The organism is Tenacibaculum sp. MAR_2009_124, assembly GCF_900105455.1.
Taxonomy (GTDB): domain Bacteria; phylum Bacteroidota; class Bacteroidia; order Flavobacteriales; family Flavobacteriaceae; genus Polaribacter.
This window is the reverse complement of sequence record NZ_FNSF01000001.1, coordinates 939010-956779: the sequence shown is the minus strand read 5'-3', so window position 1 is coordinate 956779 and position 17770 is coordinate 939010. Positions and strand designations below refer to the sequence as shown.

Genomic DNA, 17770 nt, shown 5'->3' with positions numbered 1-17770 from the left:
ATTGTTAATTAGTACCTCTACTCCAATCCAAATACCCATTTAAAAAAGGAACCTTTCTTTTTTTCTCTAGTTCCGTCGGCTCCTACCATATCACTATCAAGAACCAAGTCTTCAATGTAACTGTTATAATCAGTATCCTTTGAATCAAAAAAACCTTTAAAAAACTTTTCTGAAGCTTCTAATCCAGTTTCTTTTTCAATTTCTACCAACTTTTTATAAAATGGAATCATTTCATCTATTGCCTTTCTAGATGCAGGTTTTCGTATTCCTTTATACCCTGTAATATTACCTTTACTGTCTTCTTTTACCACAAAATCAGTAATAACCCAGTAATACCTACCTGTTTTGGCTAAGTTTTTTACGACTGCAATAATATTCTTTTTAGACTGTATACGATCCCACATCATTTTAAAAATAACACGAGGCATATCTGGATGTCTAACAATGTTATGTCCAGCACCAACCAACTCAAACTCTTCATAACCACTAGACTCAACAAAAGCCTCGTTGCAATATTCAATTACTCCCCGCTTATCTGTTATACTGATAAGTACATCATCCTTATCCAAAATGATTTCCCTATCAACAGGTTTTGGCGGAGTAACTTTTGGTTTTCTTTCTAAACTCATAATTTGATAAAACTATTTATATTAAACTTAAACTTTATTTTCAGAGAAAATCAATGAATATGAAACCTTATTTATTTCATTTTTTTGTTTTTAAACATATCAAGACCGTCTTTACAATTTTAACATGCAGAAAATTGTAAATCAAAATGACGCCTCAAAGCTTAAATTTGATAAATAAAGTGGGGAATTAATAAAGTTACTTGTAAATAGTAGTTTTAGTCTGGTTGAAACTCAAATATATATATTTTTTCGATATTTCTTTAATGAAATCATTCTAAATTAATCATTTCATTTTCATGAAATAAGCAATACGAAACATGTTCTTATATCTATTATTTTTTAGATCGCTCTAAATTGGAAAAAATACCCCCTAACTTTTCAATTAATTGGTAAATCTCCTCATTAGTATAGCTTGCGAATCCCATTCGAATTGCATTATGCCTTTTGTTAGCCATGTCATAACGTTCCCACTCTCCAAGAGAAAAATTATGGTTTAAACCTTCTGCCTTTACTTCTTCCCAGGTATATTCAGAATTCAATTTAACCCAAATTGCCATTCCTCCTTTCGGAACATTAAACTCTAAATATTTTGATAATTGACTTTTTAATAAACTGCAAAACAAATCTCTCCTTTCCTTATAAATTTTTAAAATTTTTCTAATATGTCTGTCTAAATCTCCCGACTTAATAAATTCAGCAAAGGTTAGTTCTAGTATTGCATCACCTTGTCTGTCAACATACCCTCTATGTTTCGACGCTTCTTTCACGAAAGCTTCAGAAGCTATTAAATAACCTATTCGAAAAACGGGAGCGACAGTTTTACAAACAGAACCTATGTAAATTACATTCTTTCTATCATCATGACTTGCCAAAGGTAAAATCGGAGCATGATTATAGTTGAAATCGTAGTCATAATCGTCTTCAACAATAGCGAAACGATACTTTCTAGCTAAATTTAAAAGGTGTAACCTTCTTTCTGCTGATAAAGTTACTGTGGTTGGATGATGATGGTGAGATGTTATATACACAGCTTTAATTACACTGGATTTACATATTTCCTCAATTTCAGAAACAACAATTCCTTCCGAATCAACCGCTACTCTTTTCAATGTTGCCTGAGTTTGCTTAAAGGTAATATCGGCCGACGAATAATTAGTCATCCCTACAACAATTATATCTTCTTTCTTAAGTAGTAATTGTGCACTTAACCAAATTCCCATTTGGCTTCCTCTTGTTATTAAGAGATTATCCTTTGTTATTTTTAACCCTCTTGATGAATTCAAATACTCTACCAATACTTCCCTCAGTCTTTCATTTCCATAAGTAGAACCGTATGAAATATCTTTAAAAATATTCTTACGAGAAGATATTCTTCTATATATTCTTCCTATTTCAACTGTTGGCGCTAACCTCGTATCCGAAACACCATCATTTATTCTTATCCAATCTTCACTTTTCAAAGGCTCCTTTTCAGGTAGCAAGGAATCTTTATAAAAAGTATAGTCAGAACTGATATTATTATTCTTTTCCTTGTTTAAGCCAATAAATTCCTGTTGATTTAAAATAGGAAGATCATCTTTTACGAAAGTACCTTTCTTTGGCACACTTATCACCCACCCTTGTTCTTCTAATTCTTCATAACAAGTTACGACAGTTTTTCTATGGACACCCAGTAAATCAGATAAGGTTCTAGTTCCTAACAGCTTGGTCCCATTCGATAATTTACCTTCACTTATGTAAAAAATAAATTGATTAGCTAACTGTAAGTATAACGACTGATTCGTATTCTTCTTGAGAACAAAACTGGTTTTATAAGGAAACATCTGGACTACTTAATTTATTAATTCTGGACTAAAACAATAGTCCTTAAATATAGTACTTTTGTTAATGAACCGAATTAATTATTAACCTTTTTTATAAAACCATGTCACGACAACATAATTACAACGCAATCATAAAATGGACTGGAAATAATGGAACCGGTACGTCTGGATATAGAGATTATGAACGTAATCATGAAATTATTATTGAAAACAAAACAACGATTGCCGCCTCGTCAGACCCAAGTTTTAGAGGTGACAGAACCAAACATAACCCTGAAGATTTATTGGTTTCATCTGTTTCAACATGTCATATGTTGTGGTACCTTCATTTATGTTCTGAAGCTGGCGTCGTTGTCGTTGAATACATAGATAACGTTAAAGGAACCATGGTTGAAACGAATAATGGCGGAGGAAAATTCACTGAAATTATATTGCAACCAATGGTAGTCGTTCAAAAATCTTCTATGGTAGAGAAAGCCAATAAGCTACATCATAAAGCGAATGAGCTTTGCTATATCGCAAATTCACTCAACTTCCCTATAAATCATATTCCAAAAACAAGTTATATAGAAAATTAAAATGTTAGAAATAAAATTAGCCAATCAGACTGATGTTGAGCTTATCGCTCTTTTAGGTAGAATAACTTATTCTGAATCTCATGGTCATTTTATAAAAAACCAGCAAGATTTATTTAACTACAACAATGTGGCTTTTTCAATTGAGAATGTTTCAAAAGATGTAGCGAATACTAATAACATCTATTTCGTACTTTATTACAATTCTTTTCCTGCCGGGTATGCAAAAATTGTTTTAAATGCAAAGAATGATAATGTCGATTCTAATAACTGCTGTCGATTAGAACGAATATATATTCTCAATGAATTTATCCCTTTAAAACTAGGTCAAACAACCTTAGATTTTATGCTAAATAAAGCAAAAGAGTTGAATTTCGATACTGTCTGGCTAACCACTTATATTAAAAATTATCGAGCAATTAAATTTTATCAGAAAAATGAATTCTTACAAGTCGGAAACTATTCATTCCGTGTTGGAGAGTCTGATTATGATAACTTCGTTTTTTCTAAACCATTATAAATTAAACTGAAATGAAAGAGTATTCCAAATCAAAATTAAATAGAGTTAAAAGAGGTGCTAATAGAGCGGTATATGACCGAGAAGAAATCAATAAGATTATAGATGCAGGATTTCTTGGTTATGTAAGTTATACCTATGATGGAGTTCCTATAAGTATTCCTATGGCCTATGGAAGAATTGATGACAAAATATATTTACACGGTTCAAATGGTAATAGAATGTTACAGTCGTTGCTATCCTTGGAAAGAATAAGTATTACCATTACACATTTAGATGCATTGGTTCTTGCTCGGTCTGGGTTCCACCATTCTGTTAACTATCGTTCAGCTACCATTTTTGGAACTCCAAAAAAAGTAAAAGTAGATACTGAAAAAGTAGTTGCCTTGCAATGTGTTCTTGATTATATGATCCCCAATAGATGGGATAACTTACGAGAAATGAACCAAAAAGAACTCGATCAAACACTTGTAATTGAAATTTCAATTGATACCGCATCGGCTAAAGTTAGAAATGTTGGCGCTATTGACGAACCAGAAGATGAAACTCTGCCAATATGGGCAGGAATTGTCCCTATAGTTCAAAAAGCTGAAAAACCAATTTCAGACGAAAAATTGACTGCCGATATTAACATCCCATCACATGTAATGGAGTATTACGAAAAGCATAAATAATTTGGTATCTTAGTTGTAGAATTTTATTAATTAAAATGAAAAAACTATTGAAAATAGTAGGTCTCCTACTTTTAATTTTAACCATTGCTTTAGGTATATATATTTATAGTAAAAACGAACCAATTCCAGAGGGAAGACAAGGAAAAGAAGCTGATGAATTAGCACAGAAGATGTTGAATGCTTTAAATTATAAAGCCTACGAGAATACTCGTTTCATTGAATGGAGTTTTAGAGGAAAGCATTTTTATAAATGGGATAGAGAAATGGATACTGTTTCTATTGTATGGAATGATAACAGAATTTCTTTGGATACAAAAAATTCAGAAAAAAGTATTGTTTATCTAAAAAATGAACAAACAAGTGCTCCTGAAATACTTCAAAAAGGAATCGATTATTTTAACAACGATAGTTTTTGGTTACTTGCTCCTTACAAAGTTTTTGAACATGGTGTAAAACGTAGTATTGTTAATTATGAAAACAAGGACGCTTTGCTTATAACCTACACTACAGGAGGCTCAACTCCAGGAGATTCTTATTTATGGATACTAGATGAAGACGGAAAACCTGTTTCTTATAAAATGTGGGTTTCAATTATCCCTATTGGTGGTATGGAAGCTACATGGAATGAATGGATTACTTGTAAATCGGGAGCTGTACTTCCTTCCAAACATCAACTTTCAATTGGTGTTCTTGATTTAGGAAATGTAAAAGGCTATAATTAATACCATTTATATTTTAAAATTACTCTATAAAACATACTTATTGCATGGAATTAATTAATCAAGATGTGTATTCTTTATTTTTGAAGTACGGAAGCGAATGCCTTTGGAAAAGTTACTCCAGAATTAGACGGCCAAAAGGAACGAATAAAACAATAGATAAAATGTTCCGTATAATAGAAACTGTCGATCACAAATTTCAAATGGTTTATTCAGGATATTATCATGATGATCTCGCAGAAGCAGATTAAAGCCTTTTTTACCTCAGAAGTATTCGATTTAATAAAAACGAAACATCAAGTAAAATGCATTGTTTAGAGCCTAGAAGATTAAATTCTAGGTTCTAAATAAAACTTGTATTTCAAATCCACTACACCTCGTTCAATTACCATACTAATTTTTTTATTAGGTCTAGCTTGAAATAACGCAGAAATAGATTCCAATGTATATTCATGCCCAAACTTTCCGTTAATTTTTTTTATGACATCACCAGGCTCAATACCAACAATATCAGCCGGTGATCCTTTAACAACACTTTCTATTCTAAATGAAGGCTTAAACTTGTAGGCATAACTAGTTACAAAAGAAATAACATTCCCAGAAGTATCGTCAGTTTTAAAGCTAGTACGTGTAGATAAATCATTTTTCTCTTTAACCAATTCTAATCCATTATAAACTACATGTAACCCGCTCATATTGTAGTGAAATCCTTTACTCAAAGAACTCGATTTCTTTAAAGTCAATTTTTTATTAGGATAATCAATCCAAACTTTAAATCTCTTCAAAATACCTCCTCCAATACTACCATTTCTTTTAGTATATTTTCTAGCATTAAAAGTAGATACTGTGTCCAAAAATGAAGCTGTTGGTCCTTCAAGTACATATTTTCCTATTTTAACCTCACTCACTCTACTTCTTTTACCATAAATGGTTCCACTTAACCCTTCTCCTAAAATATCAACAAAATACTTCTCTGGAGTCGTTATATTTTTATCAGTCCCTTCAAACATCCAAACAGCATCACTTCCACCAGAATCAACCAACATTGTAACGGGAATATTCTTTCGAATACTATCAGTACTAATGGTAATATTAATAAAAGGTTTGTTATTATAAAACTCAATATCCAATGCTTCACAGGATCCACACCTCGGTTGCTCATATGCTTTTGGATCGTATAGTGTAAGTGTTTTACTGTTATAATTTACTCTTACAATAACATCCTTTAGTAAATCATGACCAATAATTCCATGTATTGTAGTACCCATTTTGGAAGAAAGCTTAAATGTATCATCCAAAATCACAAAAACCTCTTGACTAAAACCTAAAACATTTTTTATGCGAATTTCATTTTTTTTGGAGCGAATTGCTTCTACCGGTTTTCCTGCACCGAGCCCTCTAATATAAACTTTCTGTGTATTTTTAAGTATTAAACTGTCTTTCTCATTTAAATTAAAAAGAATTGATTTTCTTACTCCAGTATCTAGTATGAACGAAAGCTCCTTTCCATTAATACGAAGAGGGAAAACAATTAAATTGTTAATTAAACGAAACTGGATAACTTCTTTTTCTGCTTTTTTTATGAATTGAAATTTTGATTGTGCTTTAATTATTGAGGTTGAGATTGAAAGTAGTAGTAGTAAAAGTATTTTTTTATTCAAGGGCTAAAGTTTAGGGATTTAATAAATATACAATCATATTTCTATTTATGATAAAATTTAGGATTTTTTTAACCTTATTATTTTAATTAAAACGCAGTAATTTTATCAAAATATTTTCGCAAATTTGCCGCATAAACAACTAATTTTTTTGAAAAATGCCATCTATTTCTAATAAAGGAAATTCAATGCCTCAATCACCAATAAGAAAATTGGTGCCTTTTGCTGAGGCTGCAAAAAAAAATGGAACGAAGGTTTATCATTTAAATATTGGTCAACCAGATATTAAAACCCCTCAAATTGCACTAGATGCTGTAAAAAACAATTCAATTGAAGTATTGTCTTATGCTCGTTCTGAAGGGTCTGATACATACCGAACCAAACTAGCGAATTATTACGGTATGAACGACATTAACGTTACCGCTAATAATATTATTGCAACTACTGGTGGATCAGAAGCTTTGTTATTTACAATTGGCAGTATTACTGACCCAGGAGACGAAATTATTATTCCTGAGCCTTTTTATGCCAACTATAATGGTTTTTCAACTGCTTCAGGAGTTAAAGTTGTACCTGTAATTTCAAAAATTGAAAACAATTTTGCCTTACCTGCAATTGAAGATTTTGAAAAATTAATTACTTCTAAAACTAAAGCCATCTTAATTTGTAATCCTGGAAATCCAACGGGATATCTTTATAGCAAAGAAGAATTAGAAAAGCTAAAGCAAATGGTTGCTAAACACGATTTATTTTTAATTGCTGATGAAGTATATCGTGAATTTACTTATGATGGTGACAAACATAACTCTGTAATGTCTTTAGATGGATTGGATCAACATACAATAATGATTGATTCTGTTTCGAAACGTTATAGCATGTGTGGAGCTAGAATCGGTTGTATCGTATCGAGAAATGAAGAGTTTATCAATACAGCTCTTAAGTTTGCTCAGGCACGTTTAAGTCCTCCTACTTATGCATTATTAGCCAGTGAAGCGGCATTAGATACTCCTCAAAGTTATTTTGATGAAGTAATTGAAGAATATCAAGAAAGAAGAAATATTTTAATTTCAGAATTACAAAAAATCGAAGGAGTTAGAGTAGCAAACCCTAAAGGTGCATTCTATTGTATTGCTGAATTACCAGTTAAAAACTCTGAAGACTTTGCTCAATGGATTTTAGAAGAATTTCACCATAACAATGAAACTCTAATGGTTGCTCCAGCGGGAGGTTTTTATTCTACCGAAGGGGAAGGTTTAAATCAAGTACGTATTGCTTACGTATTGAATAAAGAAGATTTAACTCGATGTGTAGAAATACTAAAAGTTGCTTTAGAACAATACAATAATTAATAGTTTGAAAATACAACAAAACATATCTCTTAAAGAGTTTAATACGTTTGGCATTCATGTGAATGCCAAACGTTTTGTTTCCATAGAATCTTTATATCATTTACAAGAACTCTTAAAAACGGAAAAAGACATTTTCGTGATTAGTGGAGGAAGCAACATGCTTTTAACAAGAGATATTGACAAACTTGTTGTTCATATTAATATAAAAGGAATTTCAATTGATAGAGAAAATGAAAACTCAGTTCATTTAACCGTTAATGCTGGAGAAAATTGGCATGATTTTGTTTTATGGTGTCTTTCTGAAGATTACGGAGGAATAGAAAATCTTTCATTAATTCCTGGCAATGTCGGTACCTGCCCTATACAAAATATAGGCGCCTATGGTGTAGAGGTTAAAGATGTTATTACCAAAGTAGAAGTTATAGAAATAGCTACAGGTAAAACACACACTTTCTCAAATAAAGAATGTCAATTTGGATATAGAAACTCTATTTTTAAAAATGAGGTTAAGGGGAAGTTTATTATTACTTCTGTTAGTTTTAATTTAACTAAAAACGCTCATAAATTAAACAACTCATATGGTGCTATTGAAAAAGAGCTAAATGGACGAAAAATAACCAAGCCTACTATTAAAGACATCTCTGATGTTGTTATTGCTATTCGAGAATCAAAATTGCCTGACCCGAAAAAAATTGGTAACAGTGGCAGTTTTTTTAAGAACCCAGTAATTTCAAAGAATCTTTTCAATAAATTACAAAAAAAACATCCAAACATACCTTCTTATCCTGTTTCGGATACTGAAATAAAGGTTCCTGCTGGATGGTTGATAGAACAATCAGGTTTTAAAGGAAAACGTTATGGTGATTACGGAGTACATGAAAAACAAGCCTTGGTATTGGTGAATTATAGTAATGCTTCAGGTAAGGATGTTTATAATTTAGCTAAACGAATTCAAAAAACGATATTCGAAAATTTCTCTATCGCCTTAGAAATAGAGGTTAACATTATTTAAAATGTTCCCCTGTTTCCTTTATCTACTTTTATTGGGATTAAAACTGTTTTTCTAGTACTGAAAATTGCGTTGATTAAATCTAAAATGTTATTTAATAATTTCATAATTGATGACTTTAAGGGATTATTCATTTATTATGACACATAAAATTTGAATAAGTCACATCTGTTAGTATTTAAACTAAAAATTGACTTAAATATTATTCAACTTAAAAAAAATGCGGATAATTCAGGGTAATTGAATTTAGAGGGAAATTTTGCTATTCAAAAAATAGCTAAATATTATTAAATCGTATTTTCATTTCTATTACTAAATTTAACGGGAATTAAAATTGTTTTTTTATCACAAAACATTCACATTGAACACATCTCAAAATTAGTTCGAAAACCTAATCATTAAATGACTTCTTGGGATGATTAAATTAGTTTAATACTTCAAGTTTCTCCAAGTTTAAATTAAAAGCTCTATTAAAATCAAAAAGCGGATAACTAAGGGTATTTAGCTGGAGAGGGAGGTATTTATTCTTTAAAAAAGAATAAGGAAAATCATATTAAAATGTTCTTCTATTTCTTTTTTCAACTTTAACCGGAATTAAAACTGTTTTTCTGTTGCTAAAAATTTCGTTTATTAAATTTAAGATAGTATTTGACCAATTCATGATTATAAGTATTTTGGGCTTGTTCACACTTGTATGACACGAAAATTTTTAATAGGTCACATTTTTAAAAATTATTTTCCCTTTTCAACATTTTTATATGCTTAACAAGTCTTTCGATTTCAATAGCTAGAGTACCATTATAAACTCCACGAATTCTTTTTTCTTTATCAACTAGCACAAAGTTTTCCGTATGAATAAAAGCACTCGCATCTTTCGTCTTTACAAAATCTTCATCGGCAAAATATCCATTTCTCGCAATGTCATAAATATGGTCTTTATTTCCGGTAACTACATTCCATTTTGAAGATATTATTCCATTCTCTTTAGCATATTCCTTTAGCACCGAAACAGAATCTTTTAATGGCGTTACGGAATGAGATAATAATAACACTTCATCATCATTTCCAAAGATATCTTGAAGCTTACTCATATTTCTTTCTAACATCGGACAAATTCCTGGACATGTTGTGAAGAAAAAATCTGCTACATATATTTTGTTATCATAACTTTCTTGGGTGATCTTATCCCCTTCTTGATTTATAAACTCAAAATTCGGAATCTTGTGGATATTGTTATACTCAGGAACGCCTCTAGAAATCCATTCAGGAGTTAGTTCCGCAGAATTAAAATATGGCAATCCTTCATTCTTTTCGTGTGTAGTTGTTTTACACGACGTCAGTACAACAATCACTATAATTAATCTATTGAATACTCTCATCTTTACTATTTAAAGTATAACATTTTTTTAAGCCAATAACTCCATATCGCTCACCTTTTTTTGTCACAAAATTGGCTCTAATTTTCCCGTTGGATTGCCACATTTTTTGCGATCCTTCTTCCCTGCCATCCCTATAATTGAAAAACTTAAACATCTTTCCTGTTTTATACCAATTTTTAACTATTCCATGATACTCACCAGAAGCATTAAAATGATACTCAAATTTTTGATTTCCATTTTCCCACCAACCTCTATGAACTCCAGTTTTTACTCCTTCTTTGTAAAAACGTTCTTCAGCCAATTCATTCGTATTATATTTTTTGATTTCTTTTCCGTTTTTCTTTCCGTCACAATATTCAATTAAATTTGATGTAAAATTAACGGGATCATAGGAGCTCAGTTTTCCAGAGAATTTCTCATTTTGAAAAAAAAGAACACCGTTAATTAACGAAAAACTCTCTTTGGAAAACTTATGTATAGTGCTTTTTGAACACTCCTTTTTACATGAAATGCAAAATAAAAGTGTCAACATAACTACTATTGAGCCCTGAATTTTCACTGACTATTGGGATATGGTTCCAGGAGTTCCGTAAAACCCATTTCCGTTTAAATAAGGCGCGTCAGCAGTAATATTGTAATGATAAATTCCATCAGGAAAATCAGCAGTCGCTGAAATATGACCATGGTAAACGTCTAAATCATCGCTCGTAATTGTCGTATTCCCCTCCAATGGCCCATAGACAGGAAAACCATCAGCCAACAATCCTAAAAATGCAGATTTACCATATTGTTCTGTTAAATACAAAGGTTCAATATGATAATGATATTGACCAGCTTGCTGGGGATGTCCCCAATATTGATCAAAAGAATCTATTTCATTTGTTAATGGTTGATTGTTAGGTCCAGCATATTGATTATAAAAAACTACTCCATTAATTGAAATCCCTATAGGACCAAGAGACGTAGCTTCCTTACTTGAAGACTCCTTTGGATACAAAGGAATTTTTAAGGTTATATTTTGACTTTGGATAGTATTCGGGTTTTGATTCCAATTCGTATTTGTACCCGTATACTCCTCATAAAGTGGATTACTTTGATCCCAATAGGGACTTTTATGATCCGGTAAGTTATTAGTTGTAAATACAACATAATCCCCCTCAATTGCATAACTCAATCCTTCTACATTATCAAATTTTGGCAATAGCGATCTAATATCATAAACGGTTTCATTAATAGGATCATTGCTATTATTATCTTCAGAATTGTTATCTGAACTACAACTACCAATTAACACTAGTGCTATAAAAAGATTGATTACATTTCTAACGTTTTTCATAAAGAACACATTTTAAACTAAAATTAACTAACGTTCATTAGACCTTAAAAAACAAGAATAGTTTAAAGTAAATATCTGTTTTTTTTAAATGATTCAAATTATTTTGTGAAGCCAATGATTTTTAGTTTTAGTATCTTTGTACTTTAATTATTTACAACATGAAATTAATTTTTGTGACAATTGGTATGCTAGCACTTGCTTTTGCTGGTATTGCCATTAAAATATGGGCTAAAAAAGACGGTGAATTTGCAGGGACCTGTGCGAGTCAAAACCCAGTTTTAAATGAATCAGGAGAAGCCTGTGGTTTTTGTGGAAAAACTCCCGACCAATTTGAAACTTGTAATGAACCAGAACACAATTAATTGATACAACAGTATGTTTCTTACTGCACTTTACTGCATTTTAATAGCGGTTCTTTTGGTACAGTTCATTTACTATTTATTTTTCTTTACACTTCCATTTAACACTAAGAGAAATGGAACATTAATAGTTGAAAACAAGGCCATTTCAATAATCATTTACATTAAAAACAATGCGAATGAATTGAAACAAAACCTACCTTCAATTATCAATCAAGAGTATAAAGATTTCGAAATAGTTTTGGTGAATCATTCCTCTTCCGATCAAAGTCTAGAGATTATCAAGCATTTTCAACAAAATCACCATCATATAAAAGTGGTAAATGTTGAGAATAAGGAAGCTTTTTGGGGAAATAAAAAATATGCCCTAACATTAGGTATAAAAGCTGCTAGTAATGACTCCTTACTTTTTTTTAATATTGATTGTAAGCCTGCAAGTAAATTGTGGATAAAAGAAATGGCTTCCAAACTAGATAAGGAAACTAGTGTGGTTATTGGATATAAATCTTTAAAAAGCACAAAATTTTCAGTTAAAAGTTTGTTCATTAGGTTCCATAACACCTTATCTTCTTTGAAGTTTTTCACATTTGCCAAACTAAACAATCCGTACAAAGGATTTCAAGAAAATTTTGGTTATAATAGGCAGTTATTTTTTAAAGTGAAAGGTTTTATCAATCACATAAATATTGTAAATGGTGAAACGGATTTGTTTTTAAAAGATTCAAAAGCTGTTGCCAAAACTCAAATACAATTGATACCAGATAGCTATGTAAAGGAGCAATCTATCGTCACTTTTTCAGAGTTTCTTTCAGATTTTAGAAAACACAATGCATTGAGAAGTTTTTATTCTGGTAAAACCAGATTCTTCCTAGCTCTTTTTAATCTTTCTAAATTTATGTTTTGGCTTAGCTCCATTTATTTATGCTTTCATAATTTAATATTTGGACTTTTAGCCATTGCCATTTACCTCCTTTTTCAATATGCCTTTATTACCAAGGCTATGGTCAAATTAAAAGAAGTCAAATTGTTATATTTTTTACCAATATTGGATATAAGTTATGTATTTTTTGTATTTTTTTCAGCAATATTAAACTTAGTCTCAAAACCTAAGCTTTGAAAATAGATACAGAATTAGTTTTAAAACATATAAAAGACGCTAAAAACGGAAAACAAATTTCATTTAATTTCCTATTAGATCAATTTTGGGGAAGTGTTTATTATTTTCTCTTAAAAAAAACGGAGAACGATAATGATGCTGAAGATATTGCGATTCAAACATTTTCAAAAGCATTTGAAAAAATAGAATCGTTCAACGAAGACTATCAATTTAAAACTTGGTTGATTGCCATTTCCAAAAACGTTTTTATCGATTTTCTTAGAAAGAAAAAAACATCTATTTCTGTTGCTACCACCAATGAAAAAAATGAAGAGGTATTTTATGTAATAGACGATTCTCCTAGTCCTGAAGATAAAATCATAACCGAACAAAACTTAGCCAAACTACTTCGAGATATTAAGCAATTAAAACCAAAATATCAAGAAGTAATAAACCTTCGTTATTTTCAAGAACTTAGCTATAAGGAAATAGCTACTCAAATAAACGAACCTATGAACAATGTAAAGGTAAAACTACTGAGAGCTAAAAAACTATTGGCTGAAATCATCAAAAACACACCTTAAACTTTAAAAAAGCTGTATATAGATAAAATTTAACTTAATTAATTATCGTTATACTATTTTTTACCTACCTTTAACATGATTTTAATTCCCTTTAAAAGTCATGAAAAAAGCTTTTTCAACTATTGGACCGGGGCTACTTTTTGCTGGAGCTGCAATTGGTGTTTCTCACTTGGTTCAATCCACGCGAGCAGGAGCCGAATTCGGTTTTGGCTTACTTTGGGCCCTTGTGTTAGTTCATATATTTAAATATCCTTTTTTTCAATACGGCCCCAGATATGCTTCTGCTACAGGAGAAACCTTACTTGATGGTTATAGAAAACTGGGTAAAGGAGTTTTAATAAGTTATTATATATTAAACTTTGCTACAATGTTTACAATTCAGGCCGCGGTTACGATTGTTACTGCAGGTTTGGCCTCTCACCTATTTGGTATAACGAACGATGTTGTATTATGGTCTGGAGTAATCTGTGCGATAAGTTTTGCCATTCTTCTGTTTGGAAAATATAAGGTTCTTGATAATTTAATGAAATACATTGTTGTTATCCTAACTGTTAGTACAATGCTTACGGTTTTGGTCGCTATTTTCAATACTAACAAAGGTTTTACTTTTACCCAAATAATACCTTCAGGAACAGCCGAAATTACTTTTTTAATTGCCTTTTTGGGCTGGATGCCGGCCCCATTAGACATTTCCATTTGGCATTCATTATGGTCGGTTGAAAAAAGCAAAAACACCTTTGAAACAATTAAACCAAAACAAGCCATATTCGATTTTAACGTAGGCTATATTGGAACCCTATTTTTAAGTGTTTGTTTTGTTATTTTAGGTACAATGGTCATGTTTAAAACAGGACAAACATTTTCAAGTAAAGGCACTGTTTTTGGTTCTCAACTTATTAATTTGTATACCAAAAATTTAGGAGACTTCGCCCATATTTTTATTGGTGTAGCCGCTTTCACTACTATGTTTAGTACTACATTAACTACTCTCGATGCTTCTCCTCGTGCCATGGAAAAAACTTCTTTTTTACTTTTTAAAAGAAAAGCTATTCTTTCCTATTGGCTCTGGCTGGTTATTTTAGCTCTTGGTACTTTCGTTATCCTAAAATACTTTTTGTCAGATATGGGGTTTCTTATTAGAATTGCCACTATTTTATCTTTTTTAACTGCTCCTTTTTATGCCATTTTAAACTATCTTTTAATTACAGGCAAACATACTCCCGAGAAACACAGACCAGGGATAGGTTTAAAAATATTAAGTATTTCTGGTATTGTATTTTTAATTTTATTCAGTATTTGGTTTTTGCTTAATTTCTAAATCTTTTCTTCGTAAATTTGTTCTCTCAATTTAGTTATTAAAAATGGCAAACGAATCTGTAGTTTTACCTGAAAGAACAAAGAAGCCAAAATGGTTGCGTGTTAAATTACCTGTAGGTAAAAAATACACCGAATTAAGAGGGCTTGTTGATAAATACAAATTAAATACAATTTGTACAAGTGGTAGTTGTCCTAATATGGGTGAATGTTGGGGAGAAGGAACTGCTACATTTATGATTTTAGGAAATGTTTGTACAAGATCATGTGGATTTTGTGGTGTGAAAACTGGAAGACCTGAAACTGTTGAATGGGACGAACCTGAAAAAGTAGCTCGTTCTATCAAGTTAATGAGTATTAAACATGCAGTAATTACTTCTGTTGACAGAGATGATTTGAAAGATGGTGGTTCAATTATATGGGCTGAAACCGTAGACGCAATTAGGCGCGCAAACCCTAACACTACCCTAGAAACATTAATCCCTGACTTTCAGGGAAGCGAAAAATTAATAGACCGAATTATTGATGTGCACCCGGAAGTGGTTTCTCATAATATGGAAACTGTAAGGAGATTGACAAGAGAGGTTAGAATTCAGGCTAAATACGAACGTAGTTTAGGTGTTCTTAAATACCTTAAAGAAAATGGTATGAGAACAAAATCTGGAATTATGTTAGGATTGGGAGAATCTGAAGAAGAAGTAATTCAAACCATGAAAGATTTAAGAAGTGTTGGTCTAGATATAATTACTATTGGTCAATATTTACAACCTACCAAAAAACATTTACCAGTGAAGGAGTTTATAACCCCTGATCAGTTTAAAAAATACGAAGAGCTTGGTTTGGAAATGGGGTTCATGTATGTAGAAAGCGGTGCTTTAGTACGTTCTTCTTACAAAGCTCATAAACATGCCAGCTAAACATTAGTAATACGTTAACTTTTTAACGTTATTCTGTTAATTAAATGCAAAACACGTAAAATTCAAAGAATTTAAAATAAATTATTTATAATTTTGGCACAGAATTTGAAACTAATAATGTGTAAACAAATTAGTTTTGTTTTCATTGTGTAAATTATTTGAATTAGTTGATTAACAAAAGCCCGCTCTGAGAGCGGGCTTTTGCATTTTTATATTATTTATATTTTAGTTATAAAAATCGTTTTCATCGACTTTGATAGTGGTTAACTCTACTTTATGACCATCGGGATCCAACGTATAAATAGAATGAAAATAATGATGATCCTGAATAGTAAAATCTAAACCCAATTCTGAATACCTCTTTTTTGCCTTTTCGAAATTTTCATTTGTTACATTAAATGCAAAAATGATCAATCTTTCTATTTCTTTAGGCCATATTAACTAAAGGATCTTCAAGATTAGCAGGAAATAAAGCTACACCAGATTTTCCAGATAGCATAAAAATTGGGTAGTCTCCCCATTTGGGTAATTGATATTTTTTTAAGCCTAGAACATTTCGATACCATTGTACCGCCTTTTCTATATTATCCACTCGAATCGCCACATGATCCAAAAATCTAATTTCTATATCATCACTCATTTAAAAATTTTTAATCTATACAAATTGATTTTCGTGGTCTTTTTTTTAATTCAATTGTAACAAATCCCAGAGATTTCCATACAAGTCTTTAAACACCGCAACTGTGCCGTATTCGGCCTCCTTCGGTTCTCTAACGAATTCAATCCCCTTGGATAACATCTCATTATAATCACGCCAAAAATCGTCAGTATTTAAGAAAAGAAATACTCTACCTCCTGTTTGGTTTCCTATAAAGTTCTTTTGCTCCTCATTAGAAGCTCTTGCGAGTAAAATAGTGGTTCCTGTTGAATTAGGCGGAGCTACCACTACCCATCTTTTATCTTGCTCTGCTATATAAGTATCCTCTATCAATTCAAAATGTAATTTTCGAGTATAAAACTCAATAGCTTCATCATAATCTTTTACAACTAATGCAATATGTACAATTGATTGCTTCATTTGTTGAACTTTTAATTACTTTCTAATTTAATAGATTATTGATTAATTTATGATAAATCTACCCTAGTGTAAAATTAGTGGCAACATACTCATTAGCCTCTTGTAAACTATTGAATACTTTATCTGCCTTTTCTAACTTGAAATGCAATTCTTTTTCGCTCTGAATAGCGAAACATGTTAAACCGGCAGCCTTTGCGGCCTTAACTCCATTTTCAGTATCCTCAAAAACAATAACCTCTGACGATTTATATTTTGATTTTTCAAGTGCTTGCAGATAACATTCAGGATCTGGCTTACTTTTGTTAACATCATCGAAAGTAACTGTAAAATTAAAATGATCTTCAAAAGATTTTTTCTTAAAAAAACTCACAATACTCCTAAATGGACTTGCTGTAACAATTCCTAAAGTAAGTCCTTTATTTTTATAATATTTTATTGACTCCTCTGCATATGGCATGAATATGGGCTCGTGATCATTTTGATGACGAATAACCAGTTCTTCTATTTTTTCCACCAACTCTTCAGGTAATACCTCTAAATTAAATTTAGCTACTATTCTCTCAGAATTAACATCGATGGGAATACCAGCATAATTCAAGAAATAATCAGATTCTTCAATGTGCACGTCAAAACTATTTAAAACTTCAACAAAACATTGATAATGGAAAATTTCCGAATTTACAATGGTTCCATCGAAATCAAAAAAAACAGCTTTTAAAGTTTGTTTCATATTTACTTATTTATTTATCACTTT

Annotated in this window: 22 protein-coding genes; 12 read left to right on the top strand and 10 right to left on the bottom strand. The window is 31.1% G+C overall.

Going from position 1 to position 17770, the window contains the following annotated elements; all coding sequences use genetic code 11:
* Positions 1 to 17: 17 nt before the first annotated feature.
* Positions 18 to 629: a PAS domain-containing protein gene (locus tag BLW23_RS03380; RefSeq protein WP_093667822.1), complete on the bottom strand. Its 612-nt coding sequence runs from the start codon at positions 627 to 629 to the stop codon at positions 18 to 20.
* 332 nt (positions 630 to 961) lie between these two features.
* Positions 962 to 2452, bottom strand: coding sequence for an aminotransferase-like domain-containing protein (locus tag BLW23_RS03375; RefSeq protein ID WP_093667821.1), 1491 nt, complete (start codon positions 2450 to 2452; stop codon positions 962 to 964).
* A 101-nt stretch (positions 2453 to 2553) separates the two neighbouring features.
* Between BLW23_RS03375 and BLW23_RS03370 the strand changes: the two genes are divergently transcribed.
* Genes BLW23_RS03370 through BLW23_RS03350 form a run of 5 tightly spaced genes read left to right on the top strand, consistent with a single transcriptional unit; the run spans position 2554 to position 5188 of the window.
* The gene (locus BLW23_RS03370) at positions 2554 to 3030 is read left to right on the top strand and encodes an OsmC family protein (protein ID WP_176829740.1); all 477 of its coding nucleotides are present in this window, start codon (positions 2554 to 2556) and stop codon (positions 3028 to 3030) included.
* Between the two features lies 1 nt (position 3031).
* Positions 3032 to 3547 (top strand): GNAT family N-acetyltransferase, encoded by a 516-nt coding sequence (locus tag BLW23_RS03365; RefSeq protein WP_093667819.1) that lies wholly within the window; start codon positions 3032 to 3034, stop codon positions 3545 to 3547.
* Between the two features lie 11 nt (positions 3548 to 3558).
* On the top strand, positions 3559 to 4218 hold the full coding sequence (locus BLW23_RS03360) for a pyridoxamine 5'-phosphate oxidase family protein (protein ID WP_093667818.1): 660 nt from the start codon (positions 3559 to 3561) through the stop codon (positions 4216 to 4218).
* Between the two features lie 35 nt (positions 4219 to 4253).
* Positions 4254 to 4940 (top strand): hypothetical protein, encoded by a 687-nt coding sequence (locus BLW23_RS03355; protein WP_093667817.1) that lies wholly within the window; start codon positions 4254 to 4256, stop codon positions 4938 to 4940.
* A 44-nt stretch (positions 4941 to 4984) separates the two neighbouring features.
* Positions 4985 to 5188, top strand: coding sequence for a hypothetical protein (locus tag BLW23_RS03350; protein WP_093667816.1), 204 nt, complete (start codon positions 4985 to 4987; stop codon positions 5186 to 5188).
* 78 nt (positions 5189 to 5266) lie between these two features.
* On the opposite strand, the gene BLW23_RS03345 is transcribed toward BLW23_RS03350, so the two are convergent.
* Positions 5267 to 6598, bottom strand: coding sequence for an aspartyl protease family protein (locus BLW23_RS03345; protein ID WP_093667815.1), 1332 nt, complete (start codon positions 6596 to 6598; stop codon positions 5267 to 5269).
* Between the two features lie 155 nt (positions 6599 to 6753).
* On the opposite strand from BLW23_RS03345, the gene BLW23_RS03340 reads away from it, so the two are divergent.
* Positions 6754 to 7944 carry a pyridoxal phosphate-dependent aminotransferase gene (locus BLW23_RS03340; RefSeq protein ID WP_093667814.1) on the top strand — a complete coding sequence of 397 codons (1191 nt, stop codon included), beginning with the start codon at positions 6754 to 6756 and terminating at the stop codon, positions 7942 to 7944.
* A gap of 4 nt (positions 7945 to 7948) precedes the next feature.
* Positions 7949 to 8956 (top strand): UDP-N-acetylmuramate dehydrogenase, encoded by a 1008-nt coding sequence (murB, locus tag BLW23_RS03335; RefSeq protein WP_093667813.1) that lies wholly within the window; start codon positions 7949 to 7951, stop codon positions 8954 to 8956.
* A 722-nt stretch (positions 8957 to 9678) separates the two neighbouring features.
* Here the strand turns inward: murB and BLW23_RS03330 are convergent.
* Genes BLW23_RS03330 through BLW23_RS03320 form a run of 3 tightly spaced genes read right to left on the bottom strand, consistent with a single transcriptional unit; the run spans position 9679 to position 11668 of the window.
* Positions 9679 to 10332 carry an SCO family protein gene (locus BLW23_RS03330; RefSeq protein WP_093667812.1) on the bottom strand — a complete coding sequence of 218 codons (654 nt, stop codon included), beginning with the start codon at positions 10330 to 10332 and terminating at the stop codon, positions 9679 to 9681.
* A complete protein-coding gene (locus BLW23_RS03325) occupies positions 10316 to 10864 on the bottom strand; it encodes a toxin-antitoxin system YwqK family antitoxin (protein ID WP_143032098.1) in 549 nt (182 codons plus the stop codon). The genes BLW23_RS03330 and BLW23_RS03325 overlap by 17 nt, the downstream gene beginning before the upstream one ends.
* Positions 10865 to 10894: 30 nt before the next feature.
* Positions 10895 to 11668: a YHYH protein gene (locus BLW23_RS03320; protein WP_093667810.1), complete on the bottom strand. Its 774-nt coding sequence runs from the start codon at positions 11666 to 11668 to the stop codon at positions 10895 to 10897.
* A gap of 158 nt (positions 11669 to 11826) precedes the next feature.
* Between BLW23_RS03320 and BLW23_RS03315 the strand changes: the two genes are divergently transcribed.
* The 5 genes from BLW23_RS03315 to lipA all read left to right on the top strand — a co-directional run bounded on the left by BLW23_RS03315 (position 11827) and on the right by lipA (position 15938).
* The gene (locus tag BLW23_RS03315; RefSeq protein ID WP_093667809.1) at positions 11827 to 12030 is read left to right on the top strand and encodes a membrane or secreted protein; all 204 of its coding nucleotides are present in this window, start codon (positions 11827 to 11829) and stop codon (positions 12028 to 12030) included.
* A gap of 55 nt (positions 12031 to 12085) precedes the next feature.
* Positions 12086 to 13144, top strand: a complete 1059-nt coding sequence (locus BLW23_RS03310) for a glycosyltransferase (protein ID WP_176829739.1) — start codon at positions 12086 to 12088, stop codon at positions 13142 to 13144.
* Complete coding sequence (locus BLW23_RS03305; protein WP_093667807.1) at positions 13141 to 13707, top strand: RNA polymerase sigma factor; 567 nt, start codon at positions 13141 to 13143, stop codon at positions 13705 to 13707. The genes BLW23_RS03310 and BLW23_RS03305 overlap by 4 nt, the downstream gene beginning before the upstream one ends.
* Before the next feature lie 100 nt (positions 13708 to 13807).
* Positions 13808 to 15025, top strand: a complete 1218-nt coding sequence (locus BLW23_RS03300; protein WP_093667806.1) for an Nramp family divalent metal transporter — start codon at positions 13808 to 13810, stop codon at positions 15023 to 15025.
* A 43-nt stretch (positions 15026 to 15068) separates the two neighbouring features.
* Entirely contained in the window at positions 15069 to 15938 is an 870-nt protein-coding gene (gene lipA, locus BLW23_RS03295; protein WP_093667805.1) for a lipoyl synthase, read from the top strand.
* Between the two features lie 225 nt (positions 15939 to 16163).
* Here lipA and BLW23_RS23605 read toward each other — a convergent pair whose 3' ends face one another.
* From BLW23_RS23605 to BLW23_RS03280, 4 genes are read right to left on the bottom strand one after another with little or no spacing between them, the layout of a single operon-like run.
* Positions 16164 to 16352, bottom strand: coding sequence for a VOC family protein (locus BLW23_RS23605; protein ID WP_255362723.1), 189 nt, complete (start codon positions 16350 to 16352; stop codon positions 16164 to 16166).
* Positions 16353 to 16365: 13 nt separating this feature from the next.
* Positions 16366 to 16578 carry a VOC family protein gene (locus BLW23_RS23600; protein WP_255362722.1) on the bottom strand — a complete coding sequence of 71 codons (213 nt, stop codon included), beginning with the start codon at positions 16576 to 16578 and terminating at the stop codon, positions 16366 to 16368.
* Positions 16579 to 16623: 45 nt separating this feature from the next.
* Complete coding sequence (locus BLW23_RS03285) at positions 16624 to 17016, bottom strand: VOC family protein (protein ID WP_093667804.1); 393 nt, start codon at positions 17014 to 17016, stop codon at positions 16624 to 16626.
* A 58-nt stretch (positions 17017 to 17074) separates the two neighbouring features.
* Positions 17075 to 17746, bottom strand: coding sequence for an HAD family hydrolase (locus BLW23_RS03280; RefSeq protein ID WP_093667803.1), 672 nt, complete (start codon positions 17744 to 17746; stop codon positions 17075 to 17077).
* Positions 17747 to 17770 lie beyond the last annotated feature (24 nt).